This is a genomic window from Piscibacillus salipiscarius (genome assembly GCF_042685285.1).
GTDB classification, from domain to species: Bacteria; Bacillota; Bacilli; order Bacillales; family Alkalibacillaceae; genus Piscibacillus; species Piscibacillus salipiscarius.
Genome location: NZ_JBHUMZ010000050.1, coordinates 64,651 through 81,842 on the forward strand (window position 1 = coordinate 64,651; position 17,192 = coordinate 81,842).

Here is a 17,192-nt window from a genome sequence, read left to right on the forward strand (position 1 = left end):
CATTAGGAAAGCTGGTTTTTTTGTATGCAAAAAATTATTTAAGGGGGTGATTACAATGTGAATCTAAACCGCAACTCTTAGAACCTTGAAAACTAAATAGACACCTTAAGAGAATTGATAGTCGCCCTATTAAAGGGATAAATGGTTCAATTGGTTCCCGTGAGTGGTTTAAAGAAGCATAAGGCATTTAGCCGACTATCATAATACTGCTGCTACTTAATTATTTTAAAGTAATAAATTCTACATACTGTAAAGTTGGTCCTAGTAAAAAGACCAGAAACTAAATTTAACTATATTCGATAATAAAATAATTAATGAATTAATTAATGGAGGAGATAATCATGTTTAATAATTTAGAAATTATGAAGCAATTTGGTGAAGGTAGCACGTTAGAAACAATAAAAAGTGGAAACATAGCTACGACAAATTATATTTGTTTAGAAATCAGCAAATCAAAAATTACTAATAGAAATGTTAAACAGCATTTAAAAGCTTTTTCGGAAATTGAAAAACACCAAACTAAATTCAAAAATAAAGTAGTTTTAATGTTCCAAGGTTATGACTATGATTCAAGAGAAATATATGAAATTAGAGAGATAAGACGGTGGGTTAGAAAGTTAGTCGAACAGAAACCACACATATTTTATTACTTATCGGTCGAGTTCGAAACAATGGCAATTATATTACCATGTATATTTGAATACGAAGTAATGAGTAAAGGACCATTAGGCATCCTAACAAAATTAAAACCGAATGAAAAGAAGCTTAAGGAAATATGTGACGCTGTGTATGAACACGCAATACAAAATGGAGAGACACATGAAAGTGCTCAAAGAATGATACATAGAATTCAGTTTTCAGTTGGATTTGGAATTTGATTATAAATAGAAGGGGTAACTATCTCCTTCTCCCCCCCTTTTTAAATTATAAGTTAAACGTATTAAATACAAACAATGGAGTGATAGAAATGAGTAAAAAACTTAGTGAAGGTAATATATTTGAAACTGCTGGAATATCTCTTATTTATTTGGCTATTAGGAGCATGATGTTTAGAAAGATTTTTGAAACAGACATTAGTGAACATAACTTTGAGGTTCAAATTATTGCTGGGTACAGAATGTTTAATTTATTAGAGGAACAAAACCTAGTTCAGAATTTAATATGTGAATTGAAATGTGAAGGCTATCAAGATAGTACCTTATCTTTGAAATATAGTTCTTCTCTTGATAATTCAGATGTTAGCCTAGCTATGAGAATAAAGAATGATGTATTTATACCTTTTAGCCAAGAGGAAATTGATAGTTTGCTTAATGTAGAAGAGGAAACTGTCAGTGTCAATAATGAGAAAGAGAAGTGTTTTATGGAATTTCCTGAAGATGATATAGATATTGATTCTCATTTCATCAATTTAAATGAAACATTGTATCAGTTACTAATAGGTGAGGGCTATGAGTTTTTATCTTATAAAGATTTAATATGGAAGACATGTCAGTTGTAGAGGTACTAAAATTGTGCTCCCTCATTCAAGATAAAGCTTCTTACAATAGAAGAATTATAATCTGTTATATATAATTTGGAAATGGATAATGCCAAGAAAAGAAATTGTTTAGAAGAATATATTATTAATAGGAGTGATTTACAATGGGACAATATTTTATTGCAGTTAATCTCGATAGACAAGAGTTTTTATACCCAATTAGAGGAAGTGGTGCAAAGCTAATGCAACACAGTTATATAGGGAATGAGTTTGTAGAAACAATAGCAAGGCTATTTTCAAAAGGAAATCCATGGTATAAGTCTCGACTCGTCTGGGCTGGTGATTACATGGATGAAAGAATTTATCTAGATGAATTTGAGTCTGAAAGTTTTATGGATGAAAAAGGAGATTATAACCTTTATCACTATTCAACTGACCACTTTAATTGTTTAACACCTTTTTTCGAATTTAATAGTTTTAAATTTACTCAAAGTTATTCCTATATAGTTAATCATTGTAAAAAACAATATGTAGACATAAATAAAGTGCCTAATAGTGAAGATGGTTTAAAAAATCACCCACTTCCACTATTAACTTGTAGTGGCAATGGTCGTGGTATGGGTGATTATACAAATGCAGAATATGAAGAAATAAATAACAAAATTACCATTTGTGAAAATAGACTAAATGAAATGAACTCAAAAATTAAAGAAGAAGAAATTATTGCAGAGTTAAAACTATTGTATGAACAATTTAACCAAGCAACTTCATTCGTTGGAGATTGGGCTGGCAATATCATTAGTGTGGAAAGGAACATTATAGAAGGATATACAGAAATTAAACCTGATTTTAAATAGCATTCTTATAACCCATATGTGAGTTATGAAATTTTTAAATTTGAGTCTTTTTGAAGAAGCTCAAATACATATTAAAGTGAATGATTTCTGATTTCCTTAGCAAGGAGAATTACCTATTAATTAATGAAGAATAGATAGCTATAACATCGGAGGAGATATAATCTTTCTATCTTCTCCCCACTTTTAATCCACAAACACATTTCAAAATTAAATGAGGAGGAACAACAATGATTACTTGGAAAACATTAATCAGTATACATGAACATAATAGTAAGGATAAGTTTTTTTATATAGATGTTGGACATAGTTTGTCAGGAATTAATTATAACAACGGAGTAATAATTACGTTTGAAACAAATGACTATAGTTGTATCACTATGCTTTTTCAACTTATCAGATGTGACATTATATGGGAAGTGCTTATCATTGATTGGCAAAATTACAGAAGTTATGTCTATGAAAAGTTAAATACCGAAGATAGGAATATGAATTTTGTGGAAGTCAATTTTGATAAGTACGCAAGTAGGGTTCTTGAAAATTTAGGAAAAGAAAAGATATCAATCCAATTACAGATGTTACAGATAAGTGAGAGGAATATTAAAGAAATACTTCATTCATTTAGCCTATATGATTTATTAGAAAGGGTTGTACGGCTTCCTATTGAAAGTCAAATTGAATATGAAACACAATCTCCTCATGAATATGAAAATGAAATACGTGAGAATATGGAGACTAATGATAATTATCAGAAAGAAAATGAACTTGACTTATTATTTTAATAGTAATAATAAAGTTGCTTAAATAGGTAATCAAGACCATTTGAAAGGATGATAAAAAATGAAAGATATTAATGTTTTAGACACTGTGAGTATAAATGAAATAATAGCAAAAACTTTGAAAACCTTCTTTGATTATGATTGTGAAGTGGAAGTCGATTGTATGTATAATTTTATTGATAATTCTATTAAATATTATCCATATACCACTTACGAATATCATAAAGGAGATACTATTTTATATACTATCAATCCAATTTCTCTAGAAGAATCAATTGACGCTTTGGAAGGCTTATTTAATCTCGTTACACCTATTATATTTGATAGTAAATTGCTTTCGGATGAAGATGAGTGGAGAGAATATTCTCAAGAAGAAAAAATATTATTTGCAGAATACTTCAACGTCCTTAGCATTTATGAAAATAATGATAATGATATATTACGTAATTTGAAATTATGGAAATCATCATAAGAAAAACATCTACATTTGATTGTTCAAACATTAATGGTTATAGAAATGAGCAAATTTGTATTAGATGATAAATATATTAAAGTTATATTATATGCGCTTAAAGATAAAATTGAATCCTTAGCTGATATTAAAGTGCTTGATGCAGCTAGCAATGGTGAAAGTAAGTTGGAAAATATTTAATACAATACAAAGATTCATTACTAGGAATTAAAAATTTCAGAAGAAGGAGTGACTGTAAATGTCTAATAACAACCGATTAGAACAATTAGATAGTATGGAAGTAATACGAGAAACTTTGAACTTATGGATTGAGCATGATGGAAATGTCTCAATTGTATATACATATAATAATATCGATAAAAAGACCTCGGTCTATCCAAGAATATCGAATGAACATCACGAGGGAGATATAGATATATTCAAAATGGTAGAAGGAATAACTCAATTTGAATTGGAACAATTGTATGAAGATGATGAACTCGAATTAATAAGTAGGTTAGAACAATCTGAAGAAGGTTTAATTCTGGATGAAAATTATTATGCCAGTGAGAATGAACTTTTAGATTATTTTCACTCAAATTACTCACTACATAATAGAATTATAGATATATTTATATATAATGAAGTACTTGAATGTATTGATGCAAGAATTAAAAGTATTTATCAAGAAGAAAGAGACTTTAAACATTAAGAGGTTTATAAAGTTACGATAATAATTAAATTAAAAAGGGTGATACACAAGGATGTGTTAAAAAGGAGTAATAAAGATGAATAACGTAATAATTCGTTCAAAAGATGAACTACCGTTAGTTTTAGACGTCAAAGATATTAAAAATATATTAGGAATAGGCATTAATCAAACTTATGAATTGATAAATTCTAATCAATTCCATTATGTAAAGGTCGGTAAAAGAATAAAAGTATCGAAAAATGAATTTTTTAAGTGGCTTGAAAACGAAACAAAAACAACATATTAATTAGCAAGATAATACATAAAGGGGTTGCACTTTGCAACCCCTATTCATTTTCAACATATATTATTTACTTAAGTTAAAATAGATTCACTAATGGTAAGGAGTGAAATATAATGCCAGTTTATAAAGATAAGAATATAAAAAAGAAAGAAAAATGGTATTTTGAAGTAGAATTAGGCTTGGATGAAAATGGGAAAAGAAAAAGATATAGAGAAAGAGGATTTAGAACCAAAAAAGAAGCTGAAGAAGCAATGATAAAAGCAAAAAGAAATTTTATGGAAGGAACATATACTGATACAAAAAACTTAACTTATCAAGAATTGTTTAATCAATGGATAAACACAAAAAAAGATATTTCAGAAGCTACAAAAGAGTTATATTTAACCTATTTTAGGATTCATTTAAACCCAGGTATAGGCTCGTATAAATTAAATAAGTTATCCCCTTTCATTATTCAACGTTTTATTAACACACTTTATGATAAGAACCTATCCTCTTCTTCAGTAAAAAGAATATATTCAGTTGTCCGCTCTAGCTTACAATACGCTGTTAGAATGCAATTATTGAGTACTAATTTTGCAGATTCAATAGAAAAGCCAAAGGAAAACACGATGAAGGAAGTCAAAGTATGGAGTACCAGCGAAGTTAAACAATTTATATCGAGTATAGAAGGTGCTTCAAGATATGCTATTGCTTATAAATTAGCAGTATATACGGGTATGAGACAAGGAGAAATATTAGGTCTACGCTGGAAAGATATAAATTTTGAAAAAAGTTATCTAACAGTCCAACAAAAACTTACACACAAAGGAAAAATAGAAAGTGGTGCAAAGAATAAAGGAAGTATGAGAAACATTTCTTTAAATAAATACATTATTGAAGAGTTACTTAAACACAAAGAAATTATTGAATTAGAAAAAGTAGATAACCAAAATCATTATCAAGATAATAATCTTGTTGTTTGTACTGAAATTGGAACCCCATGCCACCCCAGGAACTTGTTAAGATTATTATATAGTCATATAGAACAGTCAGGTGTGTCTAGAATTAAATTTCACGATTTAAGACACACTCACGCTAGTCTCCTTCTATTAGCAGATGTAAATATAAAAATCATATCAGAGAGACTTGGGCACGCAAGTATTAGAATAACCCTCGATACGTACGCACACCTATTACCAAATATGCAAAAAGAAGCAATAAAAAAGTTAGATACTTTATTTGGTGAATAATTCTAATGCCGACAAAATGCCGACAAAAACTGTTTTTTTAAAAAACATATTGTTTTTATAACATTCTTTAATAAATATGAAAAGACCCCTCAGGCTATATAGCGAAAGGGGTCTAGTTAGGTTTGGCACCCTATGACTCCGAGTGGGCTCGAACCACCGACCTCCACCCTGTCAAGGTGGCGCTCTCCCAGCTGAGCTACGGAGTCGTATTGTTGAAAAATATTCAATTAAAATCAATCGACAAATATTAATATAATCGTTTATACTTAACTTGTCAATACTTTTTTAAGACGGAGGATTCTCAAATGATCGCAAGAATTCTAACGTATTTATTAATTGGTGGCCTGTTAATTGCAACTGTTGCCTTATCAGCACCGAAATATTTATTGCATTTATTCATTGCTTTTGGCGTGATTTTTGTCATTGGTACAGGATATTTAGCAATTGTGTACGCCAAACGAGTTTTTAGTTTATTGAAACAAATAAAAGAAGAATGACTTTTTAGAAGAGCATTAAATTATGTCTATAATTTGATGCTCTTTTTTATACCGACAAATTATCTACGTAAAATCTTCTCCATGGCTTTTCCTCTCGCTAATTCATCGATTAACTTATCCATATAACGAATTTCTTGCATAAGTGGTTCTTCAATTTCTTCCACTCGCACCCCACAAATAACACCTTTAATCATCGTGCGTGAAGGATTCATTTTAGGTGCTTCTTCAAAGAATGTTTCAAAATCTACCTGCAGATCAAGTTGTTTTTCTAATTCATCCTGACTATAACCAGTAAGCCAGTGAATGATTTCATCTACTTCTTCTTTAGTGCGTCCTTTTCTTTCAGCTTTCTTAATGTAATGGGGATAGACACTTGAGAAGCTCATCGTATATATTTTATGTTTTGCCATATCAATCACTCCTAAAGTTCTTTCTAACTATCATAACATAAGCCTATTATTGCAAAAATAATCCCACTGCGAGATTAACAAGTTATGGTAAAATGATGTTATGTTTAGAAAAATCAAACAAATTCTTCTTACAGGTGAACGATTATGAAAATTAGAAAACTAACTCAAGAAGAACCTGCACCAATGGATTTATTACTATTAGCTGATCCTTCTCCTGAATTGGTTAACGATTATCTAGTTCAAGGTGAGTGTTTTATAGCAGAAGATGAAGGTGACGTAATAGGTGTTTATGTATTAATTCCAATTGAGACTGGTACGATCGAGCTCATAAATATAGCCGTTTCAGAATCACATCAGGGGAGAGGGTTTGGTAAACGTTTGATAATGGATGCTATTGAGCAGGCCAAACGTGAGGGTTATCAAAAAATAGAAATCGGAACTGGGAACTCTAGTATTCATCAATTAGCTCTCTACCAAAAGTGCGGTTTTAGAATAACGGGCATTGATCAAGACTTTTTCATAAGAAATTATGAAGAAGAAATTTATGAGAACGGTATTCAGTGCCGAGATATGATTCGTTTAACACTATATTTATAAAGGTTAATTAGAAGGGGAATACGATGGATAAACATATTTGGACTGGTGTCAAAGTTCTAGCAACAATAATTTTTATAATTGGAGTAGTCATGGTAAGTTTTTTTGCGGGCATCTACACACTGATGACCGTCTCAACTGGTCGTAATTTGATGGCTGCGCTCATTATACTTGTCGCATTAGGGATTATCGTCTTTTGGATTTTAGGTGTGTTTAATTTAGTTAAATTGAAGAAATTAGTGATATCCATGGCGGTTTACTTCGGCATTTGTCTACTTATATTTGTCGGTCAGCTAGGGTATGCGTATTATCTAGATTCATTAGAGGTCGTAAGTACTCAAGATGTGGATTTAAGTGAGTATAAACCTTTCGCTAATGACACTAAAGCAGTTAAGCTCGATGAAAAATCAACGCTACAAATTGAAGATGATTTGCCAATTTTGGACGGGGCAACAGCGCTTTACCCGGTATATTCTAGTTTTGCTAGAATGGTTTATCCCGAAAAAGATTATGCACTACATAACAGTGAAGTCATGGCTAATCAAACGACTGGGGCCTATCAAAATCTTTTAAAAGGCGAGGCCGATCTAATTTTTGCAGCTGGACCTTCTGAGGAGCAACAAAAAATGTTTGAACGTGAGGATAAAGCGTTAAATATGACACCAATTGGCAGGGAGGCGTTTGTCTTTTTTGTACATGCGGACAATCCAGTTGATTCACTGAAGGTTGAAGAGATTCAAGGGATTTACTCAGGTAACATTACAAACTGGAAAGAAGTTGGAGGGGAGGACGTCGAAATCCGAGCTTTTCAAAGGCCAGAAGGTAGCGGGTCCCAGACAATGTTAAAAAAGGTGATGGATAGCTCCCACTTAATGGAACCTCCAACAGACGATGTGGTTTCAGGAATGGGCGGAATAGTTAAGGAGACATCGAATTATCGCAACCGTAAAAATGCAATTGGATTTTCATTTAGATTCTTCGCAAACGAAATGGTTGATAACGGAAAAATTAAGCTAATCCAAGTGAATGACGTTGAGCCGACAAAAGAATTTATTCAAGACGATTCGTATCCATTTGCTGCTGAATTTTATGCCATTACAGCTGGCACGGAAAACCCAAATGTCGATTCGTTAATTGATTGGATTCTGTCCGATCAAGGCCAGGCAATAATTGAGAAGGTCGGTTATGTTCCAGTCAATTAGGTAGGTCAATCATAACATCAACTTTTTCTGCTTTTGTTTGTCTTATAAGTGATTCTATTAATCTTATGTGATTAATGCTATCTTCAAGGTATTGACGTTCTTCACTTCCATAGTTAACGGTACCGACAAGACCTTGAAAGATCATACGAACATGTTTAACATCCGCAAATAGTTGATCATAATCAGGCTCTTGTTTTTGAACCCAATTTTCTTCAAGCTCTTGAGCAATATGTTCTATATAATAGTTTGTAAGTTCAAGAGAATGTTTACTAGCATGCCTGTTTAAAGCTCTTAAACCTTCTATGTGGTCTTGAATGGTTGGTCCATGATTGATGTATGATTCGGTGTTTAAATTAGATAATGGACTATACCAACCAATGATGAACATCAAAGTTAGCGAAATGACTATTAAAGCTATAATAGTTTTGGGCATAGAATCATCCTTACCTTAAATGTTTGCGTATTCTCTCAGGAATCATCAATACCTCTAATTTTAAGTCAATCGGCTCATATGTATCATCAATACATTCATTCCAGTATTCTAAGTGTTTAAGATCAATCCAATGTTCGGATTCTTCTACGTTTTGACCACCTTCTCCTTCAATCGAGTACCAATAAAGATATTCAGTTCTATCAGTTGTTTCACGAAAAATATTTTCTACATACATTTTTTCATCTTCTAAGGTCAGAAGCACTTCATCCATGTGCTTATTTAAAAATGCCATCCATTCGTCGACTTGTTGTGATTTACCTGATTTAACTCGAAAACGAGTCAGTTCTATATTCATGTAAATCCTCCCTTAATTGAGTTAAAAGAGTAGGTGTGCCTACTCTTTTTGTTCGGATAATAAATTGTCTTTCTTCATGTTTGGGCTTTTTATTGATATAAAAATTTAAAAGTTATTAAAGGGTATTTGATGTAATAAATATAATATATGAAATAAGAGAACTAGTTTAATAGAGATATACAACCTTAAATGTAAAGTAAAAGTTAATAATTGTAAAGTTTAGAATTTTAGTAACATTAGTATAATATGAAGTGTCAGCTTGTTTGTATAAACAAGTTGTGAAATAGTTCACAAAATCCTCAACTCTTCGTAACAAAGCGTTAACTGACTAATGAGTTGTTAAAGAACTAAATGAGGTATGATAGAGCGTGAAGGGGAGATGTACATGTATAAGAAACATGAAAAATGGTTGATCATCCTCAGTTTTGTTGTAGCAATTATTATGTTGATTTCGATTTTAGGTCGTCTTTTCTAATATAGGGGGTGCTAGTCTGATGATGGAATACGATCCGGTCTTTTTTAGCCGAACGCTAACAGGATTAACGTTAGCATTTCACATATTGTATGCGACGATTGGTGTAGGGATCCCGCTCATGATTGCGATTGCTCAGTGGATTGGCATTAAAAAGAATGATGAGCACTATATTTTATTAGCTAGAAGGTGGACAAGAGGGTTCGTGATTACTGTTGCTGTTGGTGTCGTAACGGGTACAGCTATTGGACTGCAGTTATCACTACTTTGGCCGAACTTTATGGAATTAGCAGGTCATGTGATCAGTTTACCTTTATTTTTGGAAACGTTCGCGTTCTTTTTTGAGGCGATTTTCTTAGGGATTTATTTATATACGTGGGACCGCTTTGAGAATCAGAAAAAGCATATGCTTCTTCTTATTCCAGTTGCTATTGGGGCATCATTTTCAGCGTTCTTCATTACGATGGTTAACGCATTCATGAATACACCACAAGGATTTGATTTAGTTAATGGGGCACTCGTTAATGTAGACCCGATTGCTGCGATGTTTAACCCAGCAACGCCAACAAAGGTTGCTCACGTATTAACGACTGCTTATATGACGTCTGCATTTGTATTAGCATCCATTGCGGCGTTTCATTTATTTAAAGGACGAGACCATATTTATCATAAAAAATCATTGTATCTAATGATGAAAGTGGGTTTGATCTTTTCTATTGCAACTGTCATTGTTGGTGACTTCTCCGGAAAATTTTTAGCCGAATACCAACCTGAAAAGTTAGCTGCAGCAGAGTGGCATTTTGAAACGGAAGAGGGTGCACCTCTTATGATGTTCGGTTGGCTCGATGAAAATGGCGAGGTGCAGGGAGCTATCAAGATACCATATGCGTTAAGTATTTTAGCCCATAGTGATCCATTTGCAGAAGTGAAAGGGTTAAATGAATTTCCAGAAGACGAACTCCCACCTTTAATTGTGCATTATTTCTTTGATTTAATGGTCACCATTGGAATGTGGTTAACGTTTATTTCAGCATTTTACTGGCTTGCGGTTAAACGAAAATGGAAAGTCATTAAAAATAAATTATTTAATTTCATTCTGGTGTTATCAGGGCCGCTCGCTTTCATAGCGATAGAAATGGGATGGTTCTACGCAGAGTTTGGCCGTCAGCCATGGATTCTCCGTGGGTTTATGAAGACACCAGAGGGAGCGACGTCAGCGGCATATGTTGATACGATGCTATGGTTATTTGTTGGTCTGTATATCGTGTTAGGTACTGGTAGCATTATCGTGCTCATTCGGATGTTTAAGAAAAATCCGGTTGAACGAGAACTTGAAGATCACGCAATTGAAAGGGGTGAGAGGTAATGGATTTAGCGATTATTGGAGTATCCGTCCTGTGGCTATTTCTGTTCGGCTATATCATCATTGCCTCCATCGACTTTGGAGCGGGTTTTTTCAGTGCCTATAGTGAGATTGCAAACACAAAACACGTGCTGCACCATATCATACAGCGGTATTTATCACCCGTGTGGGAAGTGACTAATGTTTTCTTAGTGTTTTTCTTTGTTGGTATGGTTGGCTTCTTCCCAAGCGCGGCATTTTATTACGGAACCGTTTTGTTAGTTCCAGTTAGTATATCGATTGTACTTCTTGCGATTCGCGGGTCTTATTACGCGTTTCAAACTTATGGAGCTAAAGATAGTAAGTTTTACGTTCTTTTATATGGTGTAGCAGGTTTGCTTATTCCGGCATCACTTTCCATTGTTTTAACCATTTCTGAAGGTGGTTTTGTAGAAATGGTAGGTGAAAATCCAGTGTTATTATATAAAGAATTATTCTTCAGTCCGCTTACCTGGAGTATCGTGATTTTAAGTGTGGTCAGTGTACTCTATATATCCGCGACCTTTCTAACGGCGTATGCCGATGTGGCTGAAGACTTTAAAGCGCGAGAGATCTTAAGAAAATACTCACTGGCATGGAGCGGACCAACGATCCTATCAGCTGGACTCATCATTTGGCAATTAAGACAACACAATGAACTACACTTTGCGAATATCATGGATATTTGGTGGGTGTTCGCTTTATCGGGAGTGTTTTTTGCGATTACCGTCTTGTTCTTGTGGAGGAGAAAATATTATAGTCTAGCGTTTTGGAGTTTAATTATTCAATTTGGATTAGCATTCTTCGGTTATGGCGTGTCGCATTATCCGTACTTGCTGTATCCGTATTTGACAATCTACGACGGCTTTACGAACGATGCCATGGCACAAGCATTAATTATCGCATTTATTGCAGGTTTTGCCTTACTCGTTCCGTCAATCTTATTACTCGCAAGATTATTTTTATTTAATAGAACTTACGTCAAAGGTGAAGAACAGAGGAGGTATTAATGATGGATCATTTCTTAATTACGTACGCACCGTTTATTGTGGTGATCATCTCAATTGTATTAGCATTTTGGTCAGGTTTAAAAGACGATGCGGTGAAATAAATAGTATATTGTAAAAGCTGAACTTTAGATTTAATCTTGAGTTCAGCTTTTTTATATGACTTCGTCAAAATACATAAAAGTTGTTTTATTTATGAGTTAGAATTAGTAGAATAGTTTTTATAAAGGGGGAGGGGTCGTTGAAGCAACGTCATATCACTCAAGTAATTGTCTTAACCATTCTTAGCTGCTTAGCGTTATTTTATGTTGAGCAAATTTTAGAATTATCATACATTATGAAGACGCTTGCTAAAATTCTTCTGTTTTTAATCGTTCCTATTGTATTTATCAAAGTAGTGCTTAAAGAACGACTTTTTGAATCATTAAGGCTTAACCAAGTAGATGTCAAAGGACTACAATATGGAGTGGGCCTTGGTTTACTTTCGGTGATTGTTATATTAGCGGCTTATGTTTTACTGCAAGATCAAATTAATGGTGAAACAATCATACTTGATTTGCAAAACAGGCTTAATATTACACTTGAAACGTACATATTCGTTGCACTCTATATTACATTTGGAAATTCACTTCTTGAGGAATTTTATTTTAGAGGTTTTATTTTTCTAAAGTTTTATCAATCCGGCTATCATGTATTGGGTTATATTTTTTCTTCAGCATTATTTGCGATTTATCATGTGGCTATTTTTGCGACATGGTTTAACTTCGAACTGATCCTATTAGCACTAGCCGGGTTATTTGTAGTTGGACTTATTTTCAACTGGTTAAATACTAAATCCAATAACTTCTTAAATTCATGGATTTTACATATTTGTGCAGATATTGCCGTTGTGTCGATCGGGTTTTATTTATTTTGGTCAATGTAAAAGGGAGGAATTAGATGGGGCAGTTAGTTTTTGTTTACGGAACGCTAAGACGATATGAACGAAATCATCATCTATTAGAAGATGCTAAATTAGTTTCACAGCAGGCATGGACGAAGGGGAGACTTATTGATACAGGATACGATTATCCAGCTATGTTATTAGACAATGATGACCATGTATATGGTGAACTATATGAAGTTGATCATGATGTGTTAAAACAAATAGATAAGCTTGAAGGGTACCAAGGTATATCTGAGACCGATCATTATCAAAGAACCGAACAGCTTGTACTAAGTGACTTAGGTGAGTTTAAAGCATTATTATATTATTATCCAAAAGAGGTTCAGAATACTGAAGAAATTCCTTTTGGAGATTGGCGTTTAAAGAAACTGCTTGATCAAGGAACGCCTCATTATTTTGCTTACGGATCTTGTATGGATCACGAGCGAATTGAAAAAGCGGGCATGTTAACGCAGTTTAAAACACTTGGACTTGGGCTACTACCTGAACATGAGTTAAGATTCACAGTGCGTGCAGATGATGGGGGAAGAGCTGATATTGTGGAGATGTCTGGCCATCAAGTTGAAGGTATTGTCTATGAAATTACTGAACAAGCTTTAAAGTATTTATATAATCGTGAAGGTGTTTATATAGGACTATACAGACCAGCTGTTGTGGATGTGACCTTCAATGGAGAAATACTAAACATGTTAACGTTTATTGTGATTGATAAACTTGAAGAAATAGCGCCGCCTGATCATTACCTAAATGAAATTGTACGTGGCGGCAAACGACATTTGTCTGAAACTTATTTAAAACAAATCAATTCACGTGTTGAACGATTAAGGGCGGGGGATTAAGTGCACTATACATACATGTTAAGATGCTGTGATCAATCTTTATATACGGGATATACAAACAATTTGGATAATAGACTCGCCAAGCATTTAGCAGGCAAGGCGTCAAAATATACACGTGCACGTCTTCCTGTCAAAATCGTTTATTATGAAGTATTTGAGACGAAATCAGAAGCCATGAGCCGCGAAGCGAATATTAAAAAATTACCGAAGAAAACCAAAGAAGAAATGATTCAATCGTTCAATTTGGACATAGTTAAATAGTCATTTTTTAATGAAATTATTTATTTTTTGTGATAGTGATTGATAAAATTTGGGTATATGATATTTGAATTGGAAGGGAGTTGTAATGATATGGATTTTTTGAGTACCGTTATTAAATACGGTAACACGTTTTTTTGGGATTATATTTTAATTTATTTATTAATTGGTGCAGGTCTTTACTTTACGTTCTTTAGTAAGTTTGCGCAGTTTCGTTTATTCCCTGAAATGTTTAAGGTCATTGGTGAAGAAGCGGTTGAACAGAGTGGTAAACGCGGGACCAATGCCTTTCAAGCATTCAGTATTAGTATTGCATCTCGAGTTGGGACTGGTAACTTAGCGGGCGTTGCGTTAGCCGTTGCAATTGGTGGGCCAGGTGCCGTGTTCTGGATGTGGATGATTGCTTTAATTGGTATGGCAACCGCATTTATTGAAAGTACACTGGCGCAAGTATATAAAGTACCTGATAAAGGTGGGTTTCGCGGAGGACCTGCTTATTATATTGAGAAGGCTCTAGGCCAACGCTGGATGGCTGTATTATTCTCGGTACTTATTACAATGACATTTGGATTGGTTTTTAATGCGGTTCAAGCTAACACAATTTCTGAAGCTGTTGAAAAGGCATTTAATATTGAACATTATGTTTCAGGAATTGTTTTAGTTATTCTTGCTGCATTAATTATTTTTGGCGGAATTAAACGTATCGCGGTCGTTTCAGGGACGATTGTCCCCATTATGGCAGTGATTTATATTGCTGTTGCACTAGTCGTCGTCATTATGAATATTACTGAAGTTCCACGTATATTTGGAATGATCTTCTCTCATGCTTTCGGACTTGAACAATTTGTTGGCGGTGGAGTTGGTGCTGCCTTAATGCAAGGGATTAAACGTGGACTCTTCTCAAACGAAGCTGGTATGGGTAGTGCACCGAACGCTGCTGCAACAGCTGGGGTTAGCCACCCTGCCAAACAAGGGTTAGTACAATCACTAGCCGTTTTCTTTGACACGATTGTTGTGTGTAGCTTTACAGCTTTCATTATCCTATTATACAGTGATTTTGCAAGCCCAACTGAAGATGGCATACAGTTAACGCAAACGGCTTTAAGTGCTCAGATTGGTGACTGGGCTACCATTTTCTTAGCTGTTACGATTTTCTTATTTGCCTTTAGCTCTGTAATTGGTAACTATTATTATGGTGAATCAAACATTGACTTCTTGAAAAATAATAAAATTTGGAGAAATGTTTACCGCTTTTTAGTATTAGGTATGGTGATGTTTGGTGCTTTAGCTAAAGTAGACATTGTATGGAGTATGGCAGATTTATTCATGGCAATGATGGCAGTGGTTAACTTAATTGCGATCCTGTTATTAAGTAAAATTGCTTTTGCGATTCTTAAGGATTATACCAAGCAGAGAAAAGAAGGAAAGGATCCATCATTCCATGTAGATAACGTCCCTGGGCTTAAAAATGTTGAATGGTGGGGCGCACAAGATAGAGATAAATAATGATTTGTTGGCCGGGCGCTATTTGCGTCCGGTTTTTTAGTGTAGCTTAAATCAATTCGGTTAAATCAAGCAAATCTGAAAGTTTTAAAAATTTATCAGATGGGAATTGAAATAAAAAAGAGCCCTTAAATAGGACTCTTAATTAACCAATTCACGATCTGATTGAACCCAGTTATCTGACCAATTTTGAATTTGACTTAAAACTGGCTCGAGTGCTAGCCCTTTATCAGTAAGAGAGTACTCAATTCTAACTGGTGTTTCATCATAAACAGTACGTTTGACTATACCTTCTTTTTCTAGATCTTTTAACCTTTCAGATAAAACGCGACCACTAATACCAATTTCAGATTCAATATTGCAAAAACGTTGTGAACCATTCAGTAGCTGAAACACGATTAAACCGGTCCACCGTTTGTTTAAGATTGATAATGCTTTTTCAAATTTTGGGCAAATATTTGTATCGGCCATATGATTCACCTCTTTCTACCTATTATAACTTAAAAAGAAACTTTTTAAAATAGTTAAATGTTACTTGACGTAATTAAATTTTAATTATATACTTACTTACATAAAGTAAGTTAATTATTTCAGAGGAGGAATTTAATAATGGCAACAGTTCAATTAGACAAAGTACACAGTGCAGTTTATTTCACTGTCAAACACATGATGGTTTCAAAGGCAAAAGGGGAATTTCAAAACGTAGACATCGAGTTCAATGGTGATGTTAATCATTTGGAGGATGCTAGTGTTAAAGCGATCGTAGATGTTTCATCAATCGAGACAAATAATGAAGATCGAAATGGTCACTTAAAATCAGCAGATTTCTTCGATGCAGAAAATCATCCTAACATTGTATTTGAAAGTAAATCAGTTAAGAAAGTAAGTGACTCTGAATACGAAGTAACAGGCGACCTTACAATTAGAGGAACGACTAATGAAGAGACTTTCAAGGTTGTTCACAATGGTATTGCAAAAGATCCAATGGGTGGTAACATGGTTGCTGGTTTTGATGTTGAAGGTAAAATCAATCGTGAAGATTACGGACTTACTTGGAATGCAGCATTAGAAACTGGCGGCGTATTAATTGGTAAAGAAGTTAATATTAATGCAGCATTCGAATTTGTGATTGAAGAATAATTAGTAAACGCCAGGCGGTGAGCCTGGCGTTTTTTTGTTTTGTTTGTATTTGATTAGAAATTGTTTATATTTCACCTGAAACTGTTCATATCTAATAAGAATTTGTTCGTATTCCAAGGATAACTGTTCGTATCTAATAAGAATTTGTCCGTATTTCAAGAATAATTGTTCGCATATAGTAATGAATTGTCCATGTACTGAGAGTAATTGTTATAAATAAATATACATAGTGTCGGAATATATAAATAAACCCCTGCTTAAATTAGAGTGACCCAATAATATGAGACAGGAAAAAACACCCCCTAAGTCGTATGTAATATTAATCGACAATTTAGGAGGTGTTTTTCTTTATGGGTAAAAATAGATT

Annotated in this window: 24 protein-coding genes and 1 tRNA gene; 20 read left to right on the forward strand and 5 right to left on the reverse strand. The window is 33.7% G+C overall.

The features are described from left to right. The first annotated feature begins 341 nt into the window (after positions 1 to 341). The 9 genes from ACFSW4_RS14325 to ACFSW4_RS14365 all read left to right on the forward strand — a co-directional run bounded on the left by ACFSW4_RS14325 (position 342) and on the right by ACFSW4_RS14365 (position 5,788). The gene (locus ACFSW4_RS14325) at positions 342 to 878 is read left to right on the forward strand and encodes a hypothetical protein (protein WP_054753956.1); all 537 of its coding nucleotides are present in this window, start codon (positions 342 to 344) and stop codon (positions 876 to 878) included. A gap of 89 nt (positions 879 to 967) precedes the next feature. Continuing rightward, positions 968 to 1,498, forward strand: coding sequence for a hypothetical protein (locus ACFSW4_RS14330; RefSeq protein WP_377330128.1), 531 nt, complete (start codon positions 968 to 970; stop codon positions 1,496 to 1,498). 143 nt (positions 1,499 to 1,641) lie between these two features. After that, positions 1,642 to 2,334, forward strand: a complete 693-nt coding sequence (locus ACFSW4_RS14335; RefSeq protein WP_377330130.1) for a hypothetical protein — start codon at positions 1,642 to 1,644, stop codon at positions 2,332 to 2,334. Positions 2,335 to 2,561: 227 nt separating this feature from the next. Beyond that, on the forward strand, positions 2,562 to 3,113 hold the full coding sequence (locus tag ACFSW4_RS14340) for a hypothetical protein (RefSeq protein ID WP_377330132.1): 552 nt from the start codon (positions 2,562 to 2,564) through the stop codon (positions 3,111 to 3,113). 58 nt (positions 3,114 to 3,171) lie between these two features. Beyond that, entirely contained in the window at positions 3,172 to 3,582 is a 411-nt protein-coding gene (locus ACFSW4_RS14345) for a hypothetical protein (protein ID WP_377330134.1), read from the forward strand. 45 nt (positions 3,583 to 3,627) lie between these two features. Next, positions 3,628 to 3,762, forward strand: a complete 135-nt coding sequence (locus ACFSW4_RS14350; RefSeq protein WP_377330136.1) for a hypothetical protein — start codon at positions 3,628 to 3,630, stop codon at positions 3,760 to 3,762. A gap of 58 nt (positions 3,763 to 3,820) precedes the next feature. Beyond that, on the forward strand, positions 3,821 to 4,273 hold the full coding sequence (locus ACFSW4_RS14355; protein ID WP_377330138.1) for a hypothetical protein: 453 nt from the start codon (positions 3,821 to 3,823) through the stop codon (positions 4,271 to 4,273). Positions 4,274 to 4,349: 76 nt separating this feature from the next. After that, positions 4,350 to 4,559 (forward strand): helix-turn-helix domain-containing protein, encoded by a 210-nt coding sequence (locus ACFSW4_RS14360; RefSeq protein WP_054753944.1) that lies wholly within the window; start codon positions 4,350 to 4,352, stop codon positions 4,557 to 4,559. A gap of 110 nt (positions 4,560 to 4,669) precedes the next feature. Continuing rightward, positions 4,670 to 5,788, forward strand: a complete 1,119-nt coding sequence (locus ACFSW4_RS14365) for a site-specific integrase (RefSeq protein WP_377330140.1) — start codon at positions 4,670 to 4,672, stop codon at positions 5,786 to 5,788. A gap of 133 nt (positions 5,789 to 5,921) precedes the next feature. Here ACFSW4_RS14365 and ACFSW4_RS14370 read toward each other — a convergent pair. Beyond that, positions 5,922 to 5,994, reverse strand: a tRNA-Val gene (locus ACFSW4_RS14370). Positions 5,995 to 6,093: 99 nt separating this feature from the next. Between ACFSW4_RS14370 and ACFSW4_RS14375 the strand changes: the two genes are divergently transcribed. Next, a complete protein-coding gene (locus ACFSW4_RS14375; protein WP_054753937.1) occupies positions 6,094 to 6,285 on the forward strand; it encodes a hypothetical protein in 192 nt (63 codons plus the stop codon). A 59-nt stretch (positions 6,286 to 6,344) separates the two neighbouring features. Here the strand turns inward: ACFSW4_RS14375 and ACFSW4_RS14380 are convergent, their stop codons facing one another. Continuing rightward, the gene (locus tag ACFSW4_RS14380) at positions 6,345 to 6,695 is read right to left on the reverse strand and encodes a DUF2200 domain-containing protein (protein ID WP_377330142.1); all 351 of its coding nucleotides are present in this window, start codon (positions 6,693 to 6,695) and stop codon (positions 6,345 to 6,347) included. 144 nt (positions 6,696 to 6,839) lie between these two features. On the opposite strand from ACFSW4_RS14380, the gene ACFSW4_RS14385 reads away from it, so the two are divergent. Both ACFSW4_RS14385 and ACFSW4_RS14390 read left to right on the forward strand, forming a co-directional pair. Then, positions 6,840 to 7,292 carry a GNAT family N-acetyltransferase gene (locus ACFSW4_RS14385; RefSeq protein ID WP_377330144.1) on the forward strand — a complete coding sequence of 151 codons (453 nt, stop codon included), beginning with the start codon at positions 6,840 to 6,842 and terminating at the stop codon, positions 7,290 to 7,292. A 23-nt stretch (positions 7,293 to 7,315) separates the two neighbouring features. Continuing rightward, positions 7,316 to 8,491, forward strand: coding sequence for a substrate-binding domain-containing protein (locus ACFSW4_RS14390; RefSeq protein ID WP_377330146.1), 1,176 nt, complete (start codon positions 7,316 to 7,318; stop codon positions 8,489 to 8,491). Here the strand turns inward: ACFSW4_RS14390 and ACFSW4_RS14395 are convergent. Together ACFSW4_RS14395 and ACFSW4_RS14400 are read right to left on the reverse strand one after the other, a co-directional pair. After that, a complete protein-coding gene (locus tag ACFSW4_RS14395; RefSeq protein ID WP_054753935.1) occupies positions 8,484 to 8,924 on the reverse strand; it encodes a hypothetical protein in 441 nt (146 codons plus the stop codon). The genes ACFSW4_RS14390 and ACFSW4_RS14395 overlap by 8 nt on opposite strands. Before the next feature lie 10 nt (positions 8,925 to 8,934). Next, a complete protein-coding gene (locus ACFSW4_RS14400; protein WP_054753933.1) occupies positions 8,935 to 9,279 on the reverse strand; it encodes a DUF6176 family protein in 345 nt (114 codons plus the stop codon). A 494-nt stretch (positions 9,280 to 9,773) separates the two neighbouring features. Between ACFSW4_RS14400 and ACFSW4_RS14405 the strand changes: the two genes are divergently transcribed. From ACFSW4_RS14405 to ACFSW4_RS14435, 7 genes are all read left to right on the forward strand, one after another. After that, complete coding sequence (locus ACFSW4_RS14405; RefSeq protein WP_377330148.1) at positions 9,774 to 11,117, forward strand: cytochrome ubiquinol oxidase subunit I; 1,344 nt, start codon at positions 9,774 to 9,776, stop codon at positions 11,115 to 11,117. Continuing rightward, positions 11,117 to 12,142, forward strand: coding sequence for a cytochrome d ubiquinol oxidase subunit II (locus ACFSW4_RS14410; protein WP_054753931.1), 1,026 nt, complete (start codon positions 11,117 to 11,119; stop codon positions 12,140 to 12,142). Before ACFSW4_RS14405 ends, ACFSW4_RS14410 begins: the two co-directional genes overlap by 1 nt. Before the next feature lie 2 nt (positions 12,143 to 12,144). Beyond that, entirely contained in the window at positions 12,145 to 12,243 is a 99-nt protein-coding gene (gene cydS / locus ACFSW4_RS14415; RefSeq protein WP_377330150.1) for a cytochrome bd oxidase small subunit CydS, read from the forward strand. A 137-nt stretch (positions 12,244 to 12,380) separates the two neighbouring features. Beyond that, positions 12,381 to 13,064, forward strand: coding sequence for a CPBP family intramembrane glutamic endopeptidase (locus ACFSW4_RS14420; RefSeq protein ID WP_377330152.1), 684 nt, complete (start codon positions 12,381 to 12,383; stop codon positions 13,062 to 13,064). A 14-nt stretch (positions 13,065 to 13,078) separates the two neighbouring features. Next, positions 13,079 to 13,924 carry a gamma-glutamylcyclotransferase gene (locus ACFSW4_RS14425; RefSeq protein ID WP_377330154.1) on the forward strand — a complete coding sequence of 282 codons (846 nt, stop codon included), beginning with the start codon at positions 13,079 to 13,081 and terminating at the stop codon, positions 13,922 to 13,924. A 15-nt stretch (positions 13,925 to 13,939) separates the two neighbouring features. Beyond that, positions 13,940 to 14,185, forward strand: coding sequence for a GIY-YIG nuclease family protein (locus ACFSW4_RS14430; RefSeq protein ID WP_279401726.1), 246 nt, complete (start codon positions 13,940 to 13,942; stop codon positions 14,183 to 14,185). A gap of 90 nt (positions 14,186 to 14,275) precedes the next feature. Next, positions 14,276 to 15,688, forward strand: coding sequence for an alanine/glycine:cation symporter family protein (locus tag ACFSW4_RS14435; protein ID WP_377330156.1), 1,413 nt, complete (start codon positions 14,276 to 14,278; stop codon positions 15,686 to 15,688). A 138-nt stretch (positions 15,689 to 15,826) separates the two neighbouring features. Here the strand turns inward: ACFSW4_RS14435 and ACFSW4_RS14440 are convergent, their stop codons facing one another. Further along, a complete protein-coding gene (locus tag ACFSW4_RS14440; protein ID WP_054753925.1) occupies positions 15,827 to 16,156 on the reverse strand; it encodes a winged helix-turn-helix transcriptional regulator in 330 nt (109 codons plus the stop codon). Positions 16,157 to 16,294: 138 nt separating this feature from the next. Between ACFSW4_RS14440 and ACFSW4_RS14445 the strand changes: the two genes are divergently transcribed. Beyond that, complete coding sequence (locus tag ACFSW4_RS14445; RefSeq protein ID WP_054753923.1) at positions 16,295 to 16,825, forward strand: YceI family protein; 531 nt, start codon at positions 16,295 to 16,297, stop codon at positions 16,823 to 16,825. The last annotated feature ends 367 nt before the right edge of the window (positions 16,826 to 17,192 follow it).

Coding starts and splice junctions, on each gene's coding strand:
- ACFSW4_RS14325 (WP_054753956.1), top strand. CDS start 342: ATGTTTAATAATTTAGAAATTATGAAGCAATTTGGTGAAGGTAGCACG.
- ACFSW4_RS14330 (WP_377330128.1), top strand. CDS start 968: ATGAGTAAAAAACTTAGTGAAGGTAATATATTTGAAACTGCTGGAATA.
- ACFSW4_RS14335 (WP_377330130.1), top strand. CDS start 1,642: ATGGGACAATATTTTATTGCAGTTAATCTCGATAGACAAGAGTTTTTA.
- ACFSW4_RS14340 (WP_377330132.1), top strand. CDS start 2,562: ATGATTACTTGGAAAACATTAATCAGTATACATGAACATAATAGTAAG.
- ACFSW4_RS14345 (WP_377330134.1), top strand. CDS start 3,172: ATGAAAGATATTAATGTTTTAGACACTGTGAGTATAAATGAAATAATA.
- ACFSW4_RS14350 (WP_377330136.1), top strand. CDS start 3,628: ATGAGCAAATTTGTATTAGATGATAAATATATTAAAGTTATATTATAT.
- ACFSW4_RS14355 (WP_377330138.1), top strand. CDS start 3,821: ATGTCTAATAACAACCGATTAGAACAATTAGATAGTATGGAAGTAATA.
- ACFSW4_RS14360 (WP_054753944.1), top strand. CDS start 4,350: ATGAATAACGTAATAATTCGTTCAAAAGATGAACTACCGTTAGTTTTA.
- ACFSW4_RS14365 (WP_377330140.1), top strand. CDS start 4,670: ATGCCAGTTTATAAAGATAAGAATATAAAAAAGAAAGAAAAATGGTAT.
- ACFSW4_RS14375 (WP_054753937.1), top strand. CDS start 6,094: ATGATCGCAAGAATTCTAACGTATTTATTAATTGGTGGCCTGTTAATT.
- ACFSW4_RS14380 (WP_377330142.1), bottom strand. CDS start 6,695: ATGGCAAAACATAAAATATATACGATGAGCTTCTCAAGTGTCTATCCC.
- ACFSW4_RS14385 (WP_377330144.1), top strand. CDS start 6,840: ATGAAAATTAGAAAACTAACTCAAGAAGAACCTGCACCAATGGATTTA.
- ACFSW4_RS14390 (WP_377330146.1), top strand. CDS start 7,316: ATGGATAAACATATTTGGACTGGTGTCAAAGTTCTAGCAACAATAATT.
- ACFSW4_RS14395 (WP_054753935.1), bottom strand. CDS start 8,924: ATGCCCAAAACTATTATAGCTTTAATAGTCATTTCGCTAACTTTGATG.
- ACFSW4_RS14400 (WP_054753933.1), bottom strand. CDS start 9,279: ATGAATATAGAACTGACTCGTTTTCGAGTTAAATCAGGTAAATCACAA.
- ACFSW4_RS14405 (WP_377330148.1), top strand. CDS start 9,774: ATGATGGAATACGATCCGGTCTTTTTTAGCCGAACGCTAACAGGATTA.
- ACFSW4_RS14410 (WP_054753931.1), top strand. CDS start 11,117: ATGGATTTAGCGATTATTGGAGTATCCGTCCTGTGGCTATTTCTGTTC.
- cydS (WP_377330150.1), top strand. CDS start 12,145: ATGGATCATTTCTTAATTACGTACGCACCGTTTATTGTGGTGATCATC.
- ACFSW4_RS14425 (WP_377330154.1), top strand. CDS start 13,079: ATGGGGCAGTTAGTTTTTGTTTACGGAACGCTAAGACGATATGAACGA.
- ACFSW4_RS14430 (WP_279401726.1), top strand. CDS start 13,940: ATGTTAAGATGCTGTGATCAATCTTTATATACGGGATATACAAACAAT.
- ACFSW4_RS14435 (WP_377330156.1), top strand. CDS start 14,276: ATGGATTTTTTGAGTACCGTTATTAAATACGGTAACACGTTTTTTTGG.
- ACFSW4_RS14440 (WP_054753925.1), bottom strand. CDS start 16,156: ATGGCCGATACAAATATTTGCCCAAAATTTGAAAAAGCATTATCAATC.
- ACFSW4_RS14445 (WP_054753923.1), top strand. CDS start 16,295: ATGGCAACAGTTCAATTAGACAAAGTACACAGTGCAGTTTATTTCACT.